Source organism: Deltaproteobacteria bacterium (genome assembly GCA_016223005.1).
Classification (GTDB): domain Bacteria; phylum Desulfobacterota; class GWC2-55-46; order UBA9637; family GWC2-42-11; genus JACRPW01.
On record JACRPW010000025.1, the window covers coordinates 17,418 to 39,196 of the forward strand.

The 21,779-nt window shown below is 41.0% G+C and carries 24 protein-coding genes and 1 pseudogene; 9 read left to right on the plus strand and 16 right to left on the minus strand.

Annotation, left to right across the window (positions count from 1 at the left end; all coding sequences use genetic code 11):
• Nucleotides 1–105 precede the first annotated feature (105 nt).
• Both groES and groL read left to right on the plus strand, forming a co-directional pair.
• Nucleotides 106–396: a co-chaperone GroES gene (gene groES / locus HZC45_02880; GenBank protein ID MBI5682103.1), complete on the plus strand. Its 291-nt coding sequence runs from the start codon at nt 106–108 to the stop codon at nt 394–396.
• 124 nt (nt 397–520) lie between these two features.
• Nucleotides 521–2,167, plus strand: coding sequence for a chaperonin GroEL (gene groL / locus HZC45_02885; GenBank protein MBI5682104.1), 1,647 nt, complete (start codon nt 521–523; stop codon nt 2,165–2,167).
• Between the two features lie 79 nt (nt 2,168–2,246).
• On the opposite strand, the gene HZC45_02890 is transcribed toward groL, so the two are convergent.
• The 5 genes from HZC45_02890 to HZC45_02910 all read right to left on the minus strand — a co-directional run bounded on the left by HZC45_02890 (nt 2,247) and on the right by HZC45_02910 (nt 5,295).
• Nucleotides 2,247–2,573 carry a YggU family protein gene (locus tag HZC45_02890; GenBank protein ID MBI5682105.1) on the minus strand — a complete coding sequence of 109 codons (327 nt, stop codon included), beginning with the start codon at nt 2,571–2,573 and terminating at the stop codon, nt 2,247–2,249.
• A gap of 15 nt (nt 2,574–2,588) precedes the next feature.
• Nucleotides 2,589–2,885 carry a YggT family protein gene (locus tag HZC45_02895; GenBank protein ID MBI5682106.1) on the minus strand — a complete coding sequence of 99 codons (297 nt, stop codon included), beginning with the start codon at nt 2,883–2,885 and terminating at the stop codon, nt 2,589–2,591.
• A 121-nt stretch (nt 2,886–3,006) separates the two neighbouring features.
• Entirely contained in the window at nt 3,007–3,828 is an 822-nt protein-coding gene (proC, locus tag HZC45_02900; protein MBI5682107.1) for a pyrroline-5-carboxylate reductase, read from the minus strand.
• A gap of 76 nt (nt 3,829–3,904) precedes the next feature.
• Nucleotides 3,905–4,618, minus strand: coding sequence for a YggS family pyridoxal phosphate-dependent enzyme (locus tag HZC45_02905; GenBank protein MBI5682108.1), 714 nt, complete (start codon nt 4,616–4,618; stop codon nt 3,905–3,907).
• A gap of 17 nt (nt 4,619–4,635) precedes the next feature.
• Nucleotides 4,636–5,295: a hypothetical protein gene (locus tag HZC45_02910; GenBank protein MBI5682109.1), complete on the minus strand. Its 660-nt coding sequence runs from the start codon at nt 5,293–5,295 to the stop codon at nt 4,636–4,638.
• 124 nt (nt 5,296–5,419) lie between these two features.
• Between HZC45_02910 and HZC45_02915 the strand changes: the two genes are divergently transcribed.
• Genes HZC45_02915 through HZC45_02930 form a run of 4 tightly spaced genes read left to right on the plus strand, consistent with a single transcriptional unit; the run spans nt 5,420 to nt 9,088 of the window.
• Complete coding sequence (locus HZC45_02915) at nt 5,420–6,760, plus strand: hypothetical protein (GenBank protein ID MBI5682110.1); 1,341 nt, start codon at nt 5,420–5,422, stop codon at nt 6,758–6,760.
• A 14-nt stretch (nt 6,761–6,774) separates the two neighbouring features.
• Nucleotides 6,775–7,461 carry a TrkA family potassium uptake protein gene (locus HZC45_02920; GenBank protein MBI5682111.1) on the plus strand — a complete coding sequence of 229 codons (687 nt, stop codon included), beginning with the start codon at nt 6,775–6,777 and terminating at the stop codon, nt 7,459–7,461.
• Nucleotides 7,462–7,464: 3 nt separating this feature from the next.
• Nucleotides 7,465–7,761 (plus strand): tetratricopeptide repeat protein, encoded by a 297-nt coding sequence (locus HZC45_02925; GenBank protein ID MBI5682112.1) that lies wholly within the window; start codon nt 7,465–7,467, stop codon nt 7,759–7,761.
• A 19-nt stretch (nt 7,762–7,780) separates the two neighbouring features.
• Entirely contained in the window at nt 7,781–9,088 is a 1,308-nt protein-coding gene (locus HZC45_02930; GenBank protein ID MBI5682113.1) for a glucose-6-phosphate isomerase, read from the plus strand.
• A gap of 95 nt (nt 9,089–9,183) precedes the next feature.
• Here the strand turns inward: HZC45_02930 and HZC45_02935 are convergent, their stop codons facing one another.
• From HZC45_02935 to tnpA, 4 genes and pseudogenes are all read right to left on the minus strand, one after another.
• Nucleotides 9,184–9,300, minus strand: a complete 117-nt coding sequence (locus HZC45_02935; GenBank protein ID MBI5682114.1) for a four helix bundle protein — start codon at nt 9,298–9,300, stop codon at nt 9,184–9,186.
• A complete protein-coding gene (gene argF, locus HZC45_02940) occupies nt 9,297–10,229 on the minus strand; it encodes an ornithine carbamoyltransferase (protein MBI5682115.1) in 933 nt (310 codons plus the stop codon). The genes HZC45_02935 and argF overlap by 4 nt, the downstream gene beginning before the upstream one ends.
• On the minus strand, nt 10,226–11,443 hold the full coding sequence (locus HZC45_02945; GenBank protein MBI5682116.1) for an acetylornithine transaminase: 1,218 nt from the start codon (nt 11,441–11,443) through the stop codon (nt 10,226–10,228). Before HZC45_02945 ends, argF begins: the two co-directional genes overlap by 4 nt.
• A 246-nt stretch (nt 11,444–11,689) precedes the next feature.
• Nucleotides 11,690–11,891: pseudogene (tnpA, locus tag HZC45_02950) on the minus strand (IS200/IS605 family transposase).
• 226 nt (nt 11,892–12,117) lie between these two features.
• Between tnpA and HZC45_02955 the strand changes: the two are divergent.
• The 3 genes from HZC45_02955 to carA all read left to right on the plus strand — a co-directional run bounded on the left by HZC45_02955 (nt 12,118) and on the right by carA (nt 14,001).
• Nucleotides 12,118–12,288: a hypothetical protein gene (locus HZC45_02955; protein ID MBI5682117.1), complete on the plus strand. Its 171-nt coding sequence runs from the start codon at nt 12,118–12,120 to the stop codon at nt 12,286–12,288.
• The gene (locus HZC45_02960; GenBank protein MBI5682118.1) at nt 12,237–12,467 is read left to right on the plus strand and encodes a nucleotidyl transferase AbiEii/AbiGii toxin family protein; all 231 of its coding nucleotides are present in this window, start codon (nt 12,237–12,239) and stop codon (nt 12,465–12,467) included. Before HZC45_02955 ends, HZC45_02960 begins: the two co-directional genes overlap by 52 nt.
• Nucleotides 12,468–12,780: 313 nt before the next feature.
• Nucleotides 12,781–14,001, plus strand: coding sequence for a glutamine-hydrolyzing carbamoyl-phosphate synthase small subunit (gene carA, locus HZC45_02965; GenBank protein ID MBI5682119.1), 1,221 nt, complete (start codon nt 12,781–12,783; stop codon nt 13,999–14,001).
• Here the strand turns inward: carA and HZC45_02970 are convergent.
• The 7 genes from HZC45_02970 to HZC45_03000 all read right to left on the minus strand — a co-directional run bounded on the left by HZC45_02970 (nt 13,996) and on the right by HZC45_03000 (nt 21,622).
• Nucleotides 13,996–14,472: a DUF2127 domain-containing protein gene (locus tag HZC45_02970; GenBank protein MBI5682120.1), complete on the minus strand. Its 477-nt coding sequence runs from the start codon at nt 14,470–14,472 to the stop codon at nt 13,996–13,998. The genes carA and HZC45_02970 overlap by 6 nt on opposite strands.
• A gap of 22 nt (nt 14,473–14,494) precedes the next feature.
• Nucleotides 14,495–15,508, minus strand: coding sequence for a sodium:calcium antiporter (locus HZC45_02975; GenBank protein ID MBI5682121.1), 1,014 nt, complete (start codon nt 15,506–15,508; stop codon nt 14,495–14,497).
• Nucleotides 15,509–15,711: 203 nt separating this feature from the next.
• Nucleotides 15,712–17,934: an NADP-dependent isocitrate dehydrogenase gene (locus tag HZC45_02980; protein ID MBI5682122.1), complete on the minus strand. Its 2,223-nt coding sequence runs from the start codon at nt 17,932–17,934 to the stop codon at nt 15,712–15,714.
• Nucleotides 17,935–18,296: 362 nt separating this feature from the next.
• Nucleotides 18,297–19,010, minus strand: a complete 714-nt coding sequence (locus HZC45_02985) for a GAF domain-containing protein (GenBank protein MBI5682123.1) — start codon at nt 19,008–19,010, stop codon at nt 18,297–18,299.
• Nucleotides 19,011–19,054: 44 nt separating this feature from the next.
• Entirely contained in the window at nt 19,055–19,933 is an 879-nt protein-coding gene (locus HZC45_02990) for a DUF4115 domain-containing protein (GenBank protein MBI5682124.1), read from the minus strand.
• Between the two features lie 7 nt (nt 19,934–19,940).
• A complete protein-coding gene (locus tag HZC45_02995; protein ID MBI5682125.1) occupies nt 19,941–20,717 on the minus strand; it encodes a tetratricopeptide repeat protein in 777 nt (258 codons plus the stop codon).
• Nucleotides 20,714–21,622 (minus strand): sugar kinase, encoded by a 909-nt coding sequence (locus HZC45_03000; protein ID MBI5682126.1) that lies wholly within the window; start codon nt 21,620–21,622, stop codon nt 20,714–20,716. Before HZC45_03000 ends, HZC45_02995 begins: the two co-directional genes overlap by 4 nt.
• Nucleotides 21,623–21,779 lie beyond the last annotated feature (157 nt).

Genomic DNA, 21,779 nt, shown 5'->3' on the forward strand with positions numbered 1-21,779 from the left:
TAGATTAGCACTCTAATCTTTGGACTGCTAAAATTCCCTTGACAATTTTAAGGGTAGTGAATATATTATTGTAAAATTTTTAAATTAAAAGGAGGTAGATGTATTATGAAAATTAAACCGCTTCACGACAGGATTCTGGTGAAGAGACTGGAAGAAGAGGAAAAAACAAAAGGGGGGATAATCATCCCTGACAGCGCAAAGGAAAAACCCGCAGAGGGTGAAATCATTGCAGTCGGAACTGGAAAGGTCAGCGAGGACGGCAAGGTTACACCACTGGCGGTAAAGGTCGGGGACAAGGTGCTTTACAGCAAATATGCTGGCACAGAGGTAAAGGTTGACGGTCAGGAGTATCTGATGATGCGCGAGGATGATGTTCTTGGAATCATAGTAAAATAATTTAACAAAGAAAAGACAGGCGTGAGGCTATAGGCTATGGGCGATAGGAAAAACAATAAATACGAGATTCCCATAGCCTATTGCCTATAGCCCATTGCCTGCTTTAAAAAAAGGAGGAATAAAAATGTCTGCAAAAGATTTAGCCTTTGGTCAAAAGGCAAGAAATTCAATATTAAACGGCGTCAATGTGCTTGCTGACGCAGTAAAGGTAACGCTTGGTCCAAGGGGCAGGAATGTTGTAATTGAAAAATCCTTTGGCTCGCCGACTATTACAAAAGACGGCGTGACAGTTGCAAAGGAGATAGAGATTGAGAACAAGTTTGAAAACATGGGCGCACAGATGGTTAAAGAGGTGGCAAGCAAGACAAGCGATGTTGCAGGAGACGGAACCACAACCGCAACAGTCCTTGCACAGGCAATTTACAGGGAAGGTGCAAAACTGGTTGCTGCAGGACATAATCCAATGGATTTGAAGAGAGGCATTGACAGGGCTGTTGAAACAGCAGTCGCTGAATTAAAAAAGATGTCAAAGCCTACAAAGGATAAAAAAGAGATTGCTCAGGTAGGCACAATATCTGCCAATGGAGACAACACCATAGGCGATATAATTGCAGAGGCAATGGACAAGGTAGGCAAAGAAGGTGTTATAACTGTTGAAGAGGCAAAGGGCATGGAGACAACCCTTGAGGTTGTTGAAGGCATGCAGTTTGACAGGGGCTACCTCTCTCCATATTTTGTGACAGACGCTGAAAGGATGGAGTGCGTTTTAGAAGATGTATTTATCTTAATCAATGAGAAAAAGATTAGCAATATGAGGGATATGCTTCCAATACTTGAAAAGATTGCAAAGATGGGCAAGCCGTTTGTTATTATATCAGAGGATGTAGAGGGCGAGGCGCTTGCAACATTGGTTGTAAACAAACTCCGCGGAACACTCCACGCCTGCGCAGTAAAGGCGCCGGGCTTTGGAGACAGGAGAAAGGCAATGCTTGAGGATATAGCAATACTTACAGGGGGCAAACTCATTGCAGAAGAACTCGGCATTAAACTTGAAACCGTTGATATTAAAGACCTCGGAAGGGCAAAAAGGATTGTGATTGACAAGGAGAATACAACAATTATTGACGGCGCTGGCAAGAAGGCTGATATTGACGGCAGGGTAAAGCAAATCAGGGCGCAGATAGAAGAAACAACATCTGATTATGACAAGGAGAAACTTCAGGAGAGACTAGCAAAACTCGTAGGCGGAGTTGCTGTAATAAATGTAGGCGCTGCAACTGAAACAGAGATGAAAGAGAAAAAGGCTCGTGTTGAGGATGCCCTCCATGCAACAAGGGCTGCTGTTGAAGAAGGCATTGTCCCTGGCGGCGGTGTTACATATTTAAGGGTGTTGTCTCAGGTTGAAACGATTAAACTTGAAGGGGACCAGCAGTTTGGCGTTAATATTGTTAAAAAGGCGCTTGAAGAGCCGATTAGGCAGATTGCGGCAAATGCAGGCGCTGAAGGTTCTATAGTTGTCGATAAGGTTAAAAAGGAAAGCGGCGCATTTGGCTTTAATGCTGCTACTGAGGTATATGAAGACCTTTTAAAGGCAGGCGTTATTGACCCGACAAAGGTTACAAGATATGCCCTTCAGAACGCTGCATCCATTGCAGGACTTATGCTGACAACAGAGGCGCTTATTGCTGAAAAACCAAAGGAAGAAAAAGGCGGAATGCCGGGTGGAATGCATCCTGGAATGGGCGGCATGGGCGGAATGGACATGATGTAATTTAAATCTATCTGGGGACAGATTTTAAATCTGTCCCCAATTCTTAATTCTTTACAATTCTTTATTAAAGGGGCGGTATCTATGCTGCCCCTTTTATATTTTTGATAATCTCCTCAAATTTAATATTTAAAATATCAATCGGCGCTCCTGTGATTCTGACCCTCTTTCCCCTGGATTTAATGCCCTGAATAAGGCATAAATCTTTCTTTTTTATTTTAAGCCGCTCTGCCAGAAATTCTATAAGGGATTTGTTGGCATTACCGCCAATAGGCTGAGATATGAGTTTAACCTTGAGTCTAGCGCCATGTAAACCTGCAATCTCATTCCTTGATGCACCCGGCTGGATATAAAGTTCTAATAGGATACCGTCTTTGTCTAGAGTAATGAAAGGGAATTTACCAGTCATGCGGCATCAGCCTTACTATCTTAGTTGGACAGATAAATCTTTTAATGTCCCTACAATAAAGAACTGTAAAAATACTATTGCAAGGATAAGTATAAGCGGAGAGAGGTCAATGCCTCCAATATAAGGCATCCTCTTTCTTAGAGAATACAAGGCAGGTTCTGTTACCTGATATAAAAATCGGACTATAGGATTATACGGATCCGGACTCACCCATGATATAAATGCCCTTATGATAATGAGCCACATATAAAATGTGAGCAGATAATCCAATACTACAGAGGCGGCATAAAGGAAGTTACCGATTACAAACATGTCGCTTCGCTCCATTGAAAAGTGCAAATTGTAAATTGCAAATTGTAAATTGATTTTCTTCCACTGTAAAATTCCAAATCTTCAATTTTCAATTTACAATTCAATATTGCAGAAATATTGCCTACCTTCCTGTCAGTTCCTTTGACTTTATCGTTGCTGCCTCTACAGCCTTTATTATATCACTCCTTAAAGCCCCCTCTTCAAGTTTTTCAATTCCTGCAATGGTTGTGCCTCCAGGAGAGGTAACCATATCCTTTAATTCAGCAAAATGCTTATCGCTTGTAAGGGCAAGTTTTGCAGAGCCAATCACTGTCTGGATGGCAAGGATGTTTGCAGTTTTTCTGGATAATCCCATCTTTACACCTGCATCGGAAAGCGCCTCCATAATCAGAAAGATGTATGCGGGCCCGCTCCCGCTGAGTCCTGTTACAGCATCCATCAATTCCTCTTTCTCAATGAAGACTACCTTGCCCACTGTCTCAAATATATGCAGGGCAAGATTTTTATCATCTTCTGAAACACCATGTGCGGCATATATCCCTATGGCGCCTTCGCATATAAGTGCAGGTGTGTTTGGCATAACCCTTATAATCGGAGGGGCAGGCGGAGGGACATATTCGCGTATAAAGTTTACTGATACACCTGCTGCAATAGTGATTAGAAGTTTATCCTTTGTTATATCGTCTCCTATCTCTTTAACAGTCTCTTTTATATCATTTGATTTAACAGCAAGAATAACAATATCAGCGCCTTTGACCACCTCAAAGTTTTTTGTGAAAACCTTTATCCCGTATTTTTCTGTGATATACGAAAGCCTTTCCTTGAACTTGTCAGAGGCAAGTATTTGTCCCGGTGTAATCTTTTTGGATGCAAGAAGTCCGCGTATAAGCGCCTCTCCCATATTGCCTGCACCTATAAAACCTATTGTCTTGTTTGCCAACATAATTACCTCCATGACTGATTTATGCAGGACTAAAGTCCTACCCTTAATATTTAATATCGGAAATTAAACTTTAAAATTAAGTCTTTTTTTTATTTTCCCTCTTACCGAATATTGCTGTCCCAATCCTTACAATGGTTGCCCCTTCTTCTATTGCCGTTTCAAAGTCATTTGACATGCCCATAGAAAGTTCTGTCATGGATACATCCTCTATGCCTTCTTTCTGAACATCCCTTGAAATCTCAAAGAGCCTCCTGAAATACGGTCTTACATCTTCAGGGTCTTCAAAGAATGGCGGTATTGTCATAAGTCCTTTTACAGCAATATTCTTTAACCCTGCAACACCTTTTACAAGGTTTAAAACATCGCCTTCACAGCAGCCTGATTTGGTCTTCTCTCCTCCGATATTCACCTGAATCAGAATATCCATCTTTTTTTCTGCCCTTTTGTCAATTTCCACAGCCAGTAAAGCAGTATCAACAGTCTCAATCATGTCAAACAGATGGACAGCATATTTCACCTTGTTCTTCTGCAGGGTGCCGATAAAGTGCCATTTTGCCCTTGAATCTGAAATCTGAAATCTCAAATCTGAAATCTTCTCTTTTGCCTCCTGAACATAATTTTCTCCAAATATGTTGATACCACCTGCAATTGCATCCTTAATCCTTTCGGGTTCAACAGTTTTAGTTGCTGCCGCAATCCTTATATCAGAAGGATTTCTGCTGCTTCTGTTTGCAGCGCTTGCAATACGCTGCCTCAAAATCAGTATATTCTTTTTAATATCAACAGACATTGGTTTTATAGCATCTTTTAAAATTCAATCCAAGCGGATTTTTTGAAATCCTCTATCCCAATATAATGTATCCACCCCATCTCCCAGACAGCGCCCAGAAAGAGCAGTGTAACAACAAAGAGATAACACCATTTCATATCAACTATAGATTCCTTTAATGCGTCAATAGTTCTTTCCTTTTTCTTCCACTGACTTGGAAATGCAATGGAAAGACCGATGTTGATACCTGCCAGAGTGGAAAATATATATCCGCCGAATTCAAGGATAAAAGTGCCGATAAAGAGTATCTTAAGAATGGGAGAGGCTGGGATGCCGTAGAATAAGATTCCTATATAAAGTGCCCTGCCGATTGTTACCAAAAACGGCAGAAAAAATATAATACCTGTAAGGGTCGTGGAAATAAAGGCTCCGAATATGAGATTAAAGAAAAATGTATATAAAATCTTAAGCGGCAGATATGGTGCAAGGGGTCCCAGAAGCGGCTGTAAATAAGACGCTGAAGGGAGGTACTTTAATATCTCTTTTCTGATTTCCATTATCTCCGGCACACCTTGCATTACCATCCGCTGACCGATGATAATGAATACAAGGTTTAAAAGGACAAGGGTGAGGAGCAGTCCCTGAAACTCAGATGCCTTATGCCATGCAGTCTCATATATCTCCCTTATCTTATGCATTACATTTTAATAACCTTAATTGCCTATTATAGTCAATATCCAATTGATTGCCCAAAAATAGACATTGATTTTTTACGGTGATTGACAATATGACTACTACTATGCTAGATTGCAGCCTAAAACAATGAAGGTTGAACTATCGCCATCTCAGATTATAACACTTGGTTTTTTGGGTATCATACTCATCGGCACAATAATCCTTGCCCTGCCCATATCATCTGCAAAAGATAGTTTAACCCTTGTGGATGCCCTGTTTACCTCAACATCAGCAGTATGCGTTACAGGTCTTATTGTGATTGATACGCCAAATGACCTTTCCATGTTTGGGCAGATAGCAACACTCTTGCTTATCCAGATTGGCGGGCTCGGCTATATGACATCTGCTACCATCCTTTCAATAGTTGTTGGTAAAAAGGTCGGGTTGAAACAGAGGTTGGTTTTGCAGGAGGCATTGAATGTTTTGAGTCTTGAAGGGCTCATAAGGTTTACAAAAGGGGTTTTGAAGGTTACATTTTTATTTGAGTTAATAGGCGCGGTTCTTCTATCAATAAGATTTGCTATGGATATGGATATATTTAAGGCAATATATTTCGGGATATTTCACTCTATCTCTGCATTCAACAATGCAGGGTTTTCTCTCTTTTCTAATAATTTGATGGGATACCGAAACGATATCTTCAGTAATATTGTGATTACAGGACTGATTATAATAGGCGGCATAGGTTTCCTTGTAATAAGCGATGTGTATAAATATACAAGACGCGAGGTTACAAGACTCTCAACCCACACAAAACTGGTGATTTCGGTTACCTCTACCCTCATCGTATCAGGCACCACTGCCATCCTTCTGTTTGAATATTTTAATCCCCAGACATTTGCCTCTTTTTCTCTAAAGTCAAATCTTTTAACAGCATATTTTCACTCTATATCAGCAAGGACAGCAGGTTTTAATACCATTGATATTAGTTTAATGCAGAGTTCTACCCTTTTTCTTATAATAATGCTTATGGCTGTTGGCGCATCACCCGGTGGGACAGGCGGCGGGATGAAGACAACGACATTTGGCGTAATGATGATTGGTCTCTGGTCAACCATCAGGGGACATACAGATACAGTCTTTTTTGAAAGGAGGGTGTCTCATGAGTTAATTACAAGGGCGTATGCAATCGGGGCAATGGCTTTTTTAGTTGTTAATATATCAACCCTTCTCCTCCTCCTTGAAGAAAAGTCGGATTATCTTCACACACTATTTGAGGCTGTGTCTGCATTTGCTACTGTTGGGCTATCTGTAGGCGATGGAGGTGTCAGGAGTCTTTCAGCGCTTTTCACCGATATGGGAAAACTTACAGTGGCACTAACAATGTTTATAGGCAGGGTTGGACCCCTTACAATGGGGATGGCTGTAATAAAAAAGGCAGAGATGGTAAGACTGCGGTATCCTGAAGGCAAGGTATTGATAGGATAAACACAGGAGGCTTTATGAGAAGATTTGCTGTTATTGGTCTGGGCAGATTTGGATACAGTGTTGCAAAAACACTTGTAGAAAAGGGATGCGAGGTTCTTGCAATAGACGATGATGAGGAAAAGATAAAGGATGTAAGCGATTTTGTAACCCATGCTGTGCAGATGGATGCAACTGATGAAGAGGCGCTCCGTCATGCAGGGGTTCATTATGTTGATATTGCTGTGGTGAGTATCGGTGAGAATATTGAGGCAAGCATACTGATTGTCATGACATTAAAGGAGATGGGTGTTAAAGAGGTGTTGGCAAAGGCTGTAACCCCTATTCATGGAAAGGTTCTCCGAAATATAGGTGTAAGCAAGGTCATCTTTCCTGAAAGGGATATGGCGATAAAGGTGGCAACCAGCCTTGCGACACCAAATATCCTAGAGCAGATTGAACTTTCGCCTCAATACAGCATCGTAGAAACCTCTGTGCCAAAAGGTCTTGCAGGAAAAACCATCATGGAAAGTGATATAAAGAATAGATTTGATGTAAATGTGATTGCCATCAGAAAAAGGGTGCCGGTAATTACAGAGGCTGGCGAGCCTGATTTTATTGAAGAATGGAATGTATCTCCATCAACTGATGACAGGATAGAGGAGGGGGATGTATTGGTCATGATTGGCGACAACAAAGATTTAGAGAAACTAAAGAAAGGATAACTTATGACAAGCACAAACAATATAAGCAACAAACATGAGTCTAATCAGTCAAAGGTCAAGGATTTGATTGAGATGGGCGAGTTTTATTTTGTAAATCAAAAATGGGATAATGCTGTTGAGGTCTTAATGAAGGCTAAAAAAATAGACCCTAACAATCCCGATGTCTATTATAACCTTGGCATTGTATATGAGATGAAAAACCAGTTTGAAGATGCAAAGCAGATGCTTGAAAAGGTGTTAAAAATAAAGCCTGACCATGAATGCGCCCAGAGACACCTCAATAAATTAGTCGGGACATAACGATGTAAATATTTAGATAATGCCAAACATAAATCTCAATATAGATAATATTACCCTATTCCTTTCAAAAGAAGAAATTTTTAATCTCCAGCCGCAGGTTTTTAAAATCCATGAGCAGATGGAAAAAAGGGGGGGGGCGGGCAGTGATTTTATTGGCTGGCTTCATGTACCGTCTAAAACATCAAAAGATTTACTCAAAGAAATACATTCTGCGGCAGAACATATAAGGGAAAATTCTGAAGTATTTATCTGCATCGGCATTGGCGGCTCATATCTTGGGGCAAAGGCAGCCCTTGGGTTCGTTAGTCATACATTCTATAACCAACTCCGTCCTGAAAAAAGGCTCACCCCTGAAATCTACTTTGCAGGGCATAACATGAGTTCCGACTATCTTTCTGATTTACTGGAGATAATTGGCGATAGGGATATTTGTATAAATGTGATTTCCAAATCAGGGACAACCATTGAACCGGGGACTGCATTCAGGGTCATTAAAAAACTTGTTGAAAAAAGATATGGCAGGGATGAGGCAAGAAAAAGGATTTTTGCAACAACGGATAAAGAAAAAGGGGCATTAAAGAAACTTGCTGATATTGAAGGATACAAAACCTTTGTTGTGCCTGATGATATTGGAGGCAGGTATTCGGTTCTGACGCCTGTTGGTCTTCTGCCTATTGCAGCTGCAGGGATTGATATTTTTGAACTCATGGAAGGTGCAAAGGATTTTGAGGAACTCACATCAAACCCTGATATAAAATTAAACCCATCTTATCTTTATGCTGCTATCCGCTATCTACTGTATCAAAAAGGCAAGGCAGTAGAAATCCTCTCATCATTCCATCCATGCCTGCATTATATTGCGCAGTGGTGGAAGCAATTAACTGGAGAGAGTGAGGGTAAAGATAAAAAAGGTGTGTTTCCTGCTTCAATGGATTTTACTACAGATTTACATTCCCTTGGACAATGGATACAGGACGGACAGAGAATCATATTTGAGACATTCATGCTGATTGAAAGGTCAAACAGGGAATTGCTTATACCATCTGCAAAGGATAATGGCGATGGGCTTGGATTTATTGCAGGTAAATCTTTAGATTATGTAAATGACAAGGCATATCAAGGCACTGCTCGGGCACACAAAGACGGCGGAGTTCCTAATATGACGATTTCTATTAAGGACAGGACGCCCTATTCCCTTGGACAACTCTTTTACTTTTTTGAAAGGGCTATAGCAATGTCAGGTTATCTACTAGACGTCAATCCATTCAACCAGCCAGACGTGGAGTTTTATAAGAAGAATATGTTTGCCCTTCTGGGAAAACAATAAAAGAATAAATGCCTCTGCAATATTTGCGAAAACAGATAAAGCGGACATTCTAATCTGTAAATCGCCAGTTTGTAAAATAGCGAGGTTTTTAATCACTATTTTACGGCATAATCTTCTTTCTTCTGGAAGCCTTCGCTTACCATATGCACAGATATTGCAATATTCATGGCATTCTGCCAAATAGGCATATCTTCAAAACCCTTATTTCTCATTTCCTGTTTCTTATTTCTGTATTTAGCAGTTTTTCCAGCGCTGCCTTCTGAACATGCAGCCTATTTTCTGCTTCATCAAAGACAGCAGATTGTTTACACTCTATTATATCGTCTGTTATCTCTTCTCCCCTGTGGGCAGGAAGGCAGTGCATGACAACAGCGTCTTTTTTTGCAAGTTTTAAAATATCTTTATTTATCTGATACCCTTTAAAATCTTTTACTCTTTTTTCCCTTTCTTGTTCCTGTCCCATGCTTGCCCATACATCTGTGTTCAAGACATCGGCATTATTGGCTGCCTCTTTCAGGTCTATTAAAACCTCAATCTTTGTTTGAGCATTCTTTTTTGCATGCTCCAATATTTTTTTGTCTGGTTCATATCCTTTTGGACATGCAAGGAATAAATCAAACCCAAGTATTGCCGCAGCCTCTATCCATGAATTTGCCATGTTGTTTCCGTCGCCTATCCATGCGACCTTAAGACCATTGTAATGCCCCTTTTTTTCAAACATGGTAAATACATCTGTCAAGACCTGACATGGATGGTGTAAATCAGTCAAGCCGTTTATAACAGGTATCTCCGAATGTTCTGCAAACTCCTCCACAATATCATGCCCGAATGTGCGGATAACGACAGCATCTATATACCTAGATAAAACTCTAGCAGTATCCTTTATTGGTTCGCCTCTGCCTATCTGCGAATCCCGATGGCTTATAAATATTGCATTCCCGCCCATCTGATACATTGCTGCCTCAAATGATACGCGGGTTCTTGTTGATGCCTTTTCAAATATAAGCCCCAGTGTTTTACCGATAAATGGTTTATAAGGGATGCCCTTTTTATGGTTATCCTTCAGGACACGAGTTCTTTCAAATAATTCGTCTATCTCGGATTTTGTCAAGTCAGATATTTTAAGTAAATCTTTTTTCAAGACTGCACCCCATCCAGAACAGGCATTAGAATTTCAAACATCTCATCCACTTCATCTTTTGTAACAACAAGAGGCGGGATGAACCTAATTATCTTGTCTGCTGTGCAGTTTATAAGGAGTCCTTTTTCAAGACATTTCTTGACAATATCTGCACCCGGAATATCCAATTCCATGCCAATCATTAAGCCCTTGCCGCGAACCTCTTTGATGAACGGATATTCTGCCTTTAGTTTATGTAATTTTTCAATGAGATATTTCCCGATCTTCTGACAATTTTCCAGTATACCTTCTTCCAAAACCGCCTTTAATGCTGCAATGCCTGCTGCTGTGGCAAGGGGATTTCCGCCGAAGGTTGAGGCATGCGTCCCCGGCACAAAACTCTTTGCAATCTCATCAGTTGCCAGCATGGCGCCGATGGCAACGCCGCCTGCCAGCCCTTTTGCCAGCGTCATAATATCCGGCGTTACGCCGTAATGCTCATAAGCAAATAACTTTCCCGTGCGCCCCATGCCGACTTGAACCTCATCGAAAATTAGAAGCATGCCTTTTCCTTTGCAGAGTGCCTTCAACCCTTTCAGATAATTATCGGACGGAATATTCACCCCGCCCTCACCCTGAATAGGCTCAACCATAACAGCGCATGTCTCAGGTGTAATTGCAGATTCCACTGCTTGGACATCATCAAAAGGAACATATATAAATTTTTCTAAAAGCGGCTCAAACCCTTGCTGGAACTTCTTCTGTCCTGTTGCAGCAAGGGTTGCCATAGTCCGCCCATGAAAGGACTTCTCCATTGTAATAATCTGAAATTTATTTTCATCTTTATCTTTAAAATATTTCCTTGCAAGTTTTATTGCAGCCTCATTTGCCTCTGCCCCTGAGTTGCAGAAAAACACTTTGTCGGCAAATGAGTTTTTGCAGAGGAGTTCGGCTAATTCTGCCTGCGGCTCAATGTAATAGAGGTTTGATATATGAATAAGTTTTTCTGCCTGCTCCTGAATCGCCTTTACAACCTTTGGATGACAGTGTCCTAGATTGCAGACCGCAAGGCCTGCAACAAAATCCAGATATTCCTTTCCATCTGCATCCCAAACCCTGCATCCCTTGCCTTTTGTGATGGCAATGGGAAAACGGTTGTAGGTGTTTGCAATATATTTACTCGTTAGATTTATGATTTCCTGTGTAGTCAATTTTACCCTCGTTTTTGGAAGCATGGAGATTTATTAAATTACCAAATTAAAACTCAAAATACAAAAGAAAAATGTGATAATTGCCGAATATGAATAGCCAAGTCATATATACCTCCAGTAAAGCTGGAGGCTTGAAAGATGTGAACCGCTCAAAGCGGTTTAAAACCATGAGCCGCATAAATGCGGCTGCTATTCAAACATTCTCAACTGGTCAAGTCTTTTCTCTCCTTCCTGCCTGCCTGTGCCGTTGGCACGGCAGACAGGCACGCAGACAGGATACTTCGGAGGTATACTTATCAGCATATGCAGATGGTCGGACATCAAATGCCCTTCCAACACCAAAGACTCTTTTGACCTCTCCAAGATATCTGCGTATCTCTCCATACATTACCTTCTTCCGATATTTCGGTATCCAAACTATATGATACTTGCAATCCCATACTGTATGAGATAAACCTTGCTTGTCTTCCATTGAAAGCCTCCTTTCCTGTAAACTTTGAGCGGTTCACAGTTAGGGAGGCTTTCATATACTCCAGTAAATGTCAAACTCTACGAGTCCCCCAGCAAAGCTGGGGGTTTACTTATTATTATTATGACACAGCCTCAAGGATTAAATGTGATAAGAATAATATGTTCACACGAGAGGTTTATAATATCTTAAGGCATTGCCTGTGGGGGGGGATAGGCAGGTAGAATTTGTGCTTGAAACCTATGACAAGGAAACCATATCAGAGGTTGTCAGACATAGTTCATATCTTTCCCCTAAAACTGTCAACTACTGGTGCCTGTGTTTGAATATTAAAAAGGAGGATACGCGATGTTTTACGAGGCAGTTCCCAAGGATGTGGCATCCCTCATCAGCAGGCTGAGTTCTTTTCCTTTACCCAATAATACCTATATGGCTGGCGGCACTGCTGTTACCCTCTATTTAAGGCACAGGGTTTCTATAGATGTTGACCTTTTCACGCAAGAACATTTTCTTACAGGGCCTATTTATAGATGCAATACGAAAGGACCACTCAGTTCACATAGAAGGTGTTTCGGATAGAGATTCCCTGGTAGCAGAAACAGGGGGCGTGAGATTAAGCCTCTTCTAGTATCGATATAAAGAGGGGTCTTGTGTTTTTTGATGATGCAGAAAGGGGATTAAAAGATATTATCCTCTTGCCCAAAAATATACATTGATTTTTACGGTCTTGAAAGGGTCTTCCCTATGTCCCATTGATCAGACTGAATGGGAAGATGTTAAAAGGTTTTTTATCCGGGTTGTTTTGTAAACCCCGCACCACGTTTGCGCGGACTGTGCGGGCGGGGCATTCTGGCATGGAGCGGGGTAGACATCCCTTAAGGAGTTATATATTATGCCATTACCTAAAAAATCCATCCTAGCGCTTGCTGACGGCACTGTGTTTGAGGGCTGTTCCTTCGGCGCTGAAGGCGAGGCGATTGGCGAGGTTGTGTTCAATACATCTATGGCAGGGTATCAGGAGATTTTGACTGACCCGTCTTATAAAGGGCAGATTGTTACAATGACATATACCCAGATTGGCAACTATGGAATCAATGAAGAGGATGTTGAGTCTCATAGACCATGGGCAGAGGGTTTTATAGTAAAGGAATCTTGCGATTATCCAAGCAACTGGCGGTGCAAGGAAACATTAGACAGTTATCTAAAGAAAAATAATATTGTCGGAATAAAGGGCATAGACACAAGGGCTTTGACAAGGCATTTGAGGACTCACGGCGCAATGAACGGTGTTATATCAACAGAATTGGGGACAGAAGTTGGGGACAGATTTGAAATCTGTCCCCTATTATCTGTCCCCAGCCTTGTTAAAAAGGCAAGGGAATTTCCATCCATGGCAGGGCTTGATTTAGCAAAAGAGGTTACATGCAAAGAGCCTTATTATTGGAAACAGGGCTTGTGGAATTTAGAAAGAGGTTATACACTCCGAACTCCGAACTCCGAACTCCGAACTTACCGTGTGGTTGCCTACGATTTCGGAATTAAATTCAACATCCTCCGCAACCTTGTCCATTTTGGATGCGATGTTACTGTAGTGCCTGCGTGGACATCTGCCGAAGATGTTTTAAAGATGAACCCGGATGGTATATTCCTGTCTAATGGTCCCGGAGATCCTGATGCTGTAACATATGCCATAGAAAATGTAAGAAAACTAATTGGAAAAAAACCGATATTTGGAATCTGTCTGGGACATCAAATACTTGGTTTGGCCCTTGGCGGAAAAACATACAAATTAAAGTTTGGGCACAGAGGTGGCAACCAGCCTGTAATGGATTTGACAACAAGAAGGGTTGAAATCACAGCGCAGAACCACGGTTTTGCAGTGGATGTGGATTCTCTGAAAGGGATTGCTGAACTTACGCATATAAATCTGAATGATAAAACAGTGGAGGGGCTTGCACATAAAAAACTTCCGCTCTATTCTGTCCAGTATCATCCAGAGGCGTCCCCCGGACCTCATGATGCAAGTTATCTCTTTAAAAGGTTTGTGGATTTGATGGAGGGCAGATGGTCGCTGAACTTGATTCAGGAAGTAGGGGGGTTGCGTCCATCATAAATGAGCCTTATATCCGGGTTTGCTTTTAAAAAGTTCTTTATGTTTTGCAAGGTAATAGACGATTGCTATATTAAGCACGAGCGCACCTATACGAAACAAAGTCTGTGCCTGAATAACCTCATACACCTCAAAAGGAATAAATAGCGATGTGGCGAGGACAGTAAGCCATTCAGCCCACCGCCTTCTTTTATAAAGTCCATAAGATTCTGTAAGATTAAGTGATGCAAAGAAAAACATGCCTGTCCCTACGCCTATGATTGTCCCATTCCCAACCATGCCCAACCTTTTTATGGCACTTTCTACATAGTAATTATCCATATCAAGATTAAAGATGCCCACAATCTTGTTTGCAATCTGTCCCATATCTTGATTGATAAGGCTTATTGCGCCAATGGACAAAAGAAAACATACTATTCCAAGAACAAGTTTTTCAATTATTATGAATTTTAGAAAACCTTCGTGTTTTTTCATAGATGACGGCTTTCCCACAGCATTAGAGAATCAATATAAAAAGGATAAATAGTATATATAAAAAACCATTTACTGATAAAAGTAAAGGGGTTATTTTTATATTTCTGATTGTAAAAAGATACAGCCACCCTGCTGCCATAAGTGTAATAATGCTGCTTGCTGTAACAGTAAGGTTTGTTGTCCATGGTGTAAGAAATATACCTATTGCAGGCAAAAGGCTTCCTTGAAAGACCATTGCACCTGTAATATTTCCAACTGCCATAGTGTCCTTGCCGTGTCTTATCCATATAATGCTGTTTACCTTTTCAGGAAGTTCTGTGGCAATCGGGACAATAAGAAGTGAAAGGGCTATTACAGGCACCTTTAGGATATTAGCCAGATGTTCAATCCCTGTCACAAACCCTTTTGCCCCAATGATTATGAATGTCAGGGCAGCGAGGAGTTGAATAACAACAAAAAACATATGGTCTTTAAATATGGCAGAAAGATAAAGACTCTTTCTTTCTTCAGTGGTATGTCCATCCTTTGCAAGGGTTTTACTTGCCTTTACTGTTTCAAGCACATAGTAAAAATATGACATGACAAGGACTATAGCAATAAAGACCCTTAAGAGCCGCCATGCAGGTGGTGTAAATGCAACAAAAAAGGCAAGTGAGAAAGCAAATAAAAAGAATTCCAAGTCCCGTTTAAAACCAGAATGTTCAGGGTTTATTGTGGTTTTTTTCCTCTTATCTTTAAATATGAATGCAGCCATGCCCATAAGGAATATGGCAATGGTTGAAAGCATTAAAGGTGCACCAAGTATGGCGCCGACACCCACCTCTTCACTTATTTTCTGGGAATTGCCTGCAAATATTGCTACAAGCGGGACCATTGTTTCAGGGAGCGCTGTGCCTACTGCTGCAAATATGCTCCCGGTCACACCTTCTGAAAACTTTAGTTTTGCTCCAAGTGATTCCACAGCATTTGTAAAAACTTCGGCAGCAATCACAATGATGACCAGAGAGATTAAAAGTATGATTAAGTCAGAAGCCAAATTAAGTTACACTCCTTTAATCCAAAAAAAGCGGTTGCCCCGAAAAATAAAAACTTAAATGCATTTTTCGGGTTAACTATGGGGCTTGGACAACCGGGGACAGCCCCTGATGCCCCTGATAGAATCAATCAGGGGCATTCAGGGGTAAAATCTGTCCCCAAATTTTCACGCATCACGTATAACGCACACGCACAACGGTTTTTTCAGATACCGTCAATTATCGCATTCAATGCTGCGCTTGGACGCATTGCCTTTGATGTCTTTTCAGGATTTGGAAGGTAATAGCCTCCGATGTCCTGCGGCTTTCCCTGAGCGCCAATAAGTTCTGCATTAATCTTTGCTTCATTCTCTGCCAGTTCTTTTGCAGGCTTGGCAAAATGTTTCTGGAGTTCTGTATCTTTAGTCTGCGCTGCCAATGCCTGCGCCCAATATAATGCAAGATAAAAATGGCTTCCCCTGTTGTCTATCTCGCCGACCTTTCGGGCAGGAGACCTGTTGAAATCAAGGATTTTGCCGATTGCCTCATCTATTGTGTCTGCAAGCACCTGAGCCCTTTCATTCTTTAATGTATTTGCCAGATGTTCCATCGATGCCCCAAGGGCCTGAAATTCTCCAAGGGAATCCCATCTTAAGTATCCTTCTTCCTGAAACTGCTGGACATGCTTTGGCGCTGAGCCGCCTGCGCCTGTCTCAAAAAGTCCGCCGCCCTGCATAAGCGGAACTATTGAGAGCATCTTTGCGCTTGTGCCGAGTTCAAGAATAGGAAAGAGGTCTGTAAGATAATCACGGAGAACATTGCCTGTAACTGAAATAGCGTCTTTCCCCTGTCTTATCCGCTCAAGAGAAAAGCGGGTTGCCTCAACAGGAGGCATGATTCTGATATCAAGACCTTTTGTGTCATGGTCTTTAAGATAACAATTGACCTTTTCTATTAACTGCGCCTCATGCGCCCTGTTTTTATCAAGCCAGAACACAGCAGGCATTCCGCTTAACCGCGCCCTTGTTACCGCAAGTTTTACCCAGTCCTTTATTGCAGCATCTTTTGTCTGGCACATGCGGAATATGTCCCCTTCTTCTACATCCTCTTCAAGAAGTGTCTTTCCTGAAGCGTCAACCACGCGGACTATTCCGTTTCCGGGGGCTTTGAATGTCTTATCATGAGAGCCGTATTCCTCTGCCTTTTGCGCCATAAGACCAACATTTGGAACAGTTCCCATTGTCCTCGGGTCTAATGCCCCGTTCTTTTTGCAGTCATCTACAACTGCCTGATACACGGCTGCGTAACATCTGTCAGGTATAACAGCCTTTGTATCATGGAGTTTACCGTCAGGAGACCACATCTTTCCGCCGTCTCTAATCATTGGAGGCATTGATGCGTCAATAATCACATCGCTTGGAACATGCAGATTGGTAATCCCTTTTTCAGAGTTCACCATTGCAAGTTCAGGACGATTTTTGTAACATGCCTTAATGTCAGATTCTATCTCTGCTTTTTTTACATCAGGAAGATTTGCGATTTTTGCGTAAAGGTCGCCGAGTCCGTTGTTCGGGTCAACTCCAAGTTCTTTAAATACTGCTGCATGTTTTTCAAAGACATCTTTGAAGAATACATAAACAGCATGGCCAAAGATAATCGGGTCAGAAACCTTCATCATTGTTGCCTTGAGGTGTAAAGAGAAGAGCGCGCCGCTCTTTTTAGCATCTTCAATCTCCTCTTCATAAAATTTGCGTAGACTTCGGCAGTTCATTACAGATGTGTCTATAACCTCGCCTGCCTTCAAAGATGTCTTTTCTTTTAGGACAACTGTTTTCCCATCCTTGCCTGCGAACTCAATTTTGACATTTGTCGCCTCAGCAACAGTTGTGGATTTTTCAGTGCCATAGAAATCTCCGCTTTTCATGTGCGCCACATGCGTCTTTGAGTCTTTGCTCCACGGAGCCATTTTATGAGGATTCTTTTTAGCGTAATTCTTTACAGACGCTGTAGACCTTCTATCCGAATTTCCCTCTCTTAAAACAGGGTTGACAGCGCTTCCCAGAACCTTTCCGTATCTTGCCTTGATTTCCTTTTCACTGTCGTTTTTCGGCTCTTCAGGATAGTCAGGGACATTATAGCCCTGAGACTGGAGTTCTTTTATTGCCGCCTTTATTTGCGGGACAGATGCGCTGATATTCGGCAGTTTGATAATATTTGCATCAGGCGACTTTGCGGCGAGTTCGCCCAATTGCGTCAGATAATCCGGGGTTTTTTGCCCCTCTTTCAGGTTTTCTGGAAAGTTTGCCAGAATCCTCCCTGCAAGAGAGATGTCTGCTGTTTCAATCTCAATGCCTGCTGTCTTTGTGAACGTCTTGATAATGGGAAGTAAAGAGTAAGTCGCCAGCATTGGCGCTTCATCGGTCTTTGTCCAAAAAATCTTCTCTGACATAAAATAACCTCCTGTAAGTTTAAAAATAGAATAGAATTTAAAGCAAGGTAGATTCTGGTTTTGTTATATTGCAGCATCCCCGATTTAGACACTCGGGGACAGGTTTATGCCTTCCGCATCACCCCCTTTTTGCTCCAATAAAAAAAACCGTCTGGCATACAACAAATATAGATATAAAATTTGTTATATGTGCCCAGACGGTCGGCTTTATTGTGTCATATCTTCCACTACCCCGGTGGTGGCCACCTTGATTCCGTCAGTTATGGAAGCAACTTATGAGGATGATTTTCTTACTATAAAAACAGGGGGTTGTCAATCTTTTTTTGAAAACTTTTTTTGAAAACTTGAAGTGGGGTTAAAGTTTAACTGCAAGGAGATTTTCTTATCCTGATGGCACCCAGCAGCAGATTTGCTATAATTGATATAAAATATATTTCATCTTCCTGAAACTCTTTTGAAGTAATAGTCTGCACATTCAAAACACCGAACAGTTCGCCTTTTTTGATAATAGGATGGGACAACATTGTGGTATATTCCTGCTCCCGCAGTTCAGTAAATTTCTTGTATCTTGGGTCATTGGATACATCTTTTACAATAATAGTCTCCCCTTTTTGCGCTGCTGCACCTGTAATTCCCTCTCCCAACTTTAGTTTGACCTTTCCGATTGCCTCTTTTCTAAAACTTGTGGTTGCCCTCAAAACAAGTTCTTTTCCATACCATAGATATATTGATGCCGCATCAACACCTAATCTTTTTGCTGTTTTTTCAACAACTGACTGCAGCACCTCATCAAGCTCATAGTCAGAACTTGCAAGCATGCTTATCTCTTCAAGGGTTATGATTTCCATCTTTTCCCTGTTTGCCTTTTCCATCTCAAATATAAGACCACCATCTTCATCCACCTTTATATGTGAAAAGGTATCCATTGGCAAGTATGGATTTATGGCCTTACTCGCAGCAGGCATATTTTTAAATTCAGAAAATCCACATGAACAGGATAGTTTTATTCTATAATCATCCACCCTGTCGCTTTTCATTTTTTTGCCGCATTTTCTGCATCTCGTAATGACTTCCATATTCCCTCCCATGAACCCCCAAAATACAGTTACATTTTTTGAATCTAATTCCCTGTTTCCTGAGGGAGAACAAGTTTTACAACCTGTCCGTTCTCGCCAAGTTTTCCTAATGGTTTCCCATTTAACTTTAAACCCACCCCAGCTGCATTTCCGATTACAATAGAGAACTTTTTCTTTGCCTCCCATACTATATTCTCACTGTCTCTTAACAACACCTCAAAGGGTTTTTCATCGTCAATCTCAACCCTCATCCATGTAGGCTTAATCGTCAGTACCTCAAGTTTAAGTTTTTTAACATCATATACTCCACCTTGATGCATATCTGCCTTATTTGCAGCCTCATGTATCTTATCAGTTTCTCCTGTAGTTGTAATACCAGTATCTGCTTGTGGATTATCAGCAGGTGGTTTGGAGGGTTCTGTCAAACCGATACCAACTGTACTCCCCTCCTTATGTGTATTAAGATTAACCTTCTTATTATAATACGCATAACCAAAATATGAGGCAGTCAGGATAAACACAAAAAATATAACTAGAAGTGCCGGGTTATGAATCAAAGGTAAACCCCGTGCCGGTGTCTTATCATCTGTAGAGACTGCATCAGTATGACAGGGTATTTTTTCTGATCTCTGATTTGAATCATCTGTCAAATTATCTGATTTACTGCTTAAATACTCTTCGTAGTGGAGAACCGCATCATCACTATCAATGCCGGCATATTTACAATATAACCTTATAAAACCTCTGACAAAGGTAGGGTGCGGCAGATTTGCATCATCATTTTCCAATGCGGCAAGCCATTTCATCTGTATCTTTGTAACCCTGGATATATCCTCAAGGCTTATACCCCGCATCTCCCTCTGTCTTTTCAGATATACACCAGGTTTTTCCATAACACCTTTTAAAGAGAGCTGCTTTGCCATAATACCCTTATTTTAAAGACTTAAGATTTTCCATTGATGAACGTGCCATATCAGTATCAGGCAAAATCTTAATAACCTCATTAAATGACTGGGCAGCCCTTTTTTTATCGTTTAATTTCATTGAAACAATCCCGAGGTTGTAATATGCCTCAGCATAATCAGGAACATGTTTTATTGCAAGGGCAAAAGAGTCTTGAGCATCCCTGTCCCTGCCTGTCTTCATATATGCCATCCCCATATTATTATAGGCAAGACCATATCTTGGATTTGCACCTATTGCCTTTTTATAACTATCAATCGCCTTTTCATAATCTCCTTTCTGAAAGTATGCCCACCCCATATTGTTAAATGCTGTTTCAGGTGCGGTATAAAAGATATTTTCAATTGCCTTTTTAGATTCTCCGATTGCCTCATCCCATTCCCCTTGTTTTAGATACACTGCCCCAAGGTTTGTATGTGCCTCTGAAAACTTTGGGTTTAATCTTATTGCCTCTTTAAAATGTCTTATAGCCTCTTCATTAAGTTCTCTATAAAAATAGGCAAGACCAAGTGCATTGCGATATACTGCATCTTGAGGATTTTTTTCAACAGCAGATGAGAGTTCCTTTAATGCCGGCGGTAAATTGCCTTCGCTTAAGTGAACGATGCCAAGACGATAGTGTATTGACGCCTCTTCCTTTAAATCTGATGCAGCACAGCCGTATAAGGCAGTGAATAGTGAATAGTAAATAGTAAAAACAAATATAAAATTTTTGATTTTTGACTTTTGACTTTCTTTTTTCATATATCCTCAAAATGTGTAAGTTTTTTAAATTCCCTGTATCTTTCATTAATCTCCTTAAGTGTCAATGTCTTCATGCGATTTAGGCTGAAATCCTCTACATTAAATGATGCCATAACGCTTCCAAATATTATCGCCTGCCTTATATTATCCTCTGAAATATTATCTGTGTTTGCAAGATACCCCATTAATCCGCCTGCAAAACTATCCCCTGCACCTGTTGGATCAAATATAGACTCCAGCGGGTATGCAGGTGCCGAGAATATTGAACTGCCATTGAACATAAGGGCACCGTATTCACCCCTCTTTATTATTAACGTTTTAGGACCATAGGACATTATCTTTCTGGCAGCCTTAACCAGATTCGGCTCTGCTGCAAACTGCATCGCCTCACCTTCATTTATTACAAACAGATTAACTCTGGAAAGAAGTTTTATAAGGCTTTCTCGCTTGCCTGTTATCCAAAAATTCATTGTATCACACGCAACAAGTTTAGGTTTATCAACCTGTTCCAGTACATTCCACTGCAGGTCAGGGTCTATATTTGCAAGAAATACATAGGGGATGGATTTATAATCTTCAGGTATCTGTGGTGTAAATCTCTCAAATACATTGAGGTGTGTTTCCAATGTATGTGCCTCATTCAAATCATAGTCATATCTGCCCTTCCATCTGAATGTCCTGCCTTCAACCTTTTGCAGCCCCTTTATATCAATATCCCTTGATTTTAGAAAAGAGATATGTTCTTCAGGGAAGTCACTACCAATAACAGCGACAAGATTTACATCAGAAAAATAACTCGCTGCTGTTGAAAAGTATGTGGCTGAGCCGCCGAGCACATCTTCTGCCTTACCAAAAGGTGTCTCAACAGAATCAAATGCAACAGAGCCAACAACAAGGATACCCATTATGCCTCCTTTCAACGGTTATGTTAATTTTCTGCATATTCAAACAAACTTGGAATAACATTTTTTCTGTCCAGATGTCCATTTTTCAATACAATAGGTATGTGGTCAATATCTTCTGGATTGTCAGGAATGCAATAAAATTGTTTCAAATACTTCC

What these genes read in the sequence shown, in the direction of transcription:
- groES (MBI5682103.1), top strand. Translation starts at nt 106, where the DNA reads ATGAAAATTAAACCGCTTCACGACAGGATTCTGGTGAAGAGACTGGAA.
- groL (MBI5682104.1), top strand. Translation starts at nt 521, where the DNA reads ATGTCTGCAAAAGATTTAGCCTTTGGTCAAAAGGCAAGAAATTCAATA.
- HZC45_02890 (MBI5682105.1), bottom strand. Translation starts at nt 2,573, where the DNA reads ATGACTGGTAAATTCCCTTTCATTACTCTAGACAAAGACGGTATCCTA.
- HZC45_02895 (MBI5682106.1), bottom strand. Translation starts at nt 2,885, where the DNA reads ATGTTTGTAATCGGTAACTTCCTTTATGCCGCCTCTGTAGTATTGGAT.
- proC (MBI5682107.1), bottom strand. Translation starts at nt 3,828, where the DNA reads ATGTTGGCAAACAAGACAATAGGTTTTATAGGTGCAGGCAATATGGGA.
- HZC45_02905 (MBI5682108.1), bottom strand. Translation starts at nt 4,618, where the DNA reads ATGTCTGTTGATATTAAAAAGAATATACTGATTTTGAGGCAGCGTATT.
- HZC45_02910 (MBI5682109.1), bottom strand. Translation starts at nt 5,295, where the DNA reads ATGCATAAGATAAGGGAGATATATGAGACTGCATGGCATAAGGCATCT.
- HZC45_02915 (MBI5682110.1), top strand. Translation starts at nt 5,420, where the DNA reads ATGAAGGTTGAACTATCGCCATCTCAGATTATAACACTTGGTTTTTTG.
- HZC45_02920 (MBI5682111.1), top strand. Translation starts at nt 6,775, where the DNA reads ATGAGAAGATTTGCTGTTATTGGTCTGGGCAGATTTGGATACAGTGTT.
- HZC45_02925 (MBI5682112.1), top strand. Translation starts at nt 7,465, where the DNA reads ATGACAAGCACAAACAATATAAGCAACAAACATGAGTCTAATCAGTCA.
- HZC45_02930 (MBI5682113.1), top strand. Translation starts at nt 7,781, where the DNA reads ATGCCAAACATAAATCTCAATATAGATAATATTACCCTATTCCTTTCA.
- HZC45_02935 (MBI5682114.1), bottom strand. Translation starts at nt 9,300, where the DNA reads ATGAGAAATAAGGGTTTTGAAGATATGCCTATTTGGCAGAATGCCATG.
- HZC45_02945 (MBI5682116.1), bottom strand. Translation starts at nt 11,443, where the DNA reads ATGCTTCCAAAAACGAGGGTAAAATTGACTACACAGGAAATCATAAAT.
- HZC45_02960 (MBI5682118.1), top strand. Translation starts at nt 12,237, where the DNA reads ATGTTTTACGAGGCAGTTCCCAAGGATGTGGCATCCCTCATCAGCAGG.
- carA (MBI5682119.1), top strand. Translation starts at nt 12,781, where the DNA reads ATGCCATTACCTAAAAAATCCATCCTAGCGCTTGCTGACGGCACTGTG.
- HZC45_02970 (MBI5682120.1), bottom strand. Translation starts at nt 14,472, where the DNA reads ATGAAAAAACACGAAGGTTTTCTAAAATTCATAATAATTGAAAAACTT.
- HZC45_02980 (MBI5682122.1), bottom strand. Translation starts at nt 17,934, where the DNA reads ATGTCAGAGAAGATTTTTTGGACAAAGACCGATGAAGCGCCAATGCTG.
- HZC45_02985 (MBI5682123.1), bottom strand. Translation starts at nt 19,010, where the DNA reads ATGGAAGTCATTACGAGATGCAGAAAATGCGGCAAAAAAATGAAAAGC.
- HZC45_02990 (MBI5682124.1), bottom strand. Translation starts at nt 19,933, where the DNA reads ATGGCAAAGCAGCTCTCTTTAAAAGGTGTTATGGAAAAACCTGGTGTA.
- HZC45_02995 (MBI5682125.1), bottom strand. Translation starts at nt 20,717, where the DNA reads ATGAAAAAAGAAAGTCAAAAGTCAAAAATCAAAAATTTTATATTTGTT.
- HZC45_03000 (MBI5682126.1), bottom strand. Translation starts at nt 21,622, where the DNA reads ATGGGTATCCTTGTTGTTGGCTCTGTTGCATTTGATTCTGTTGAGACA.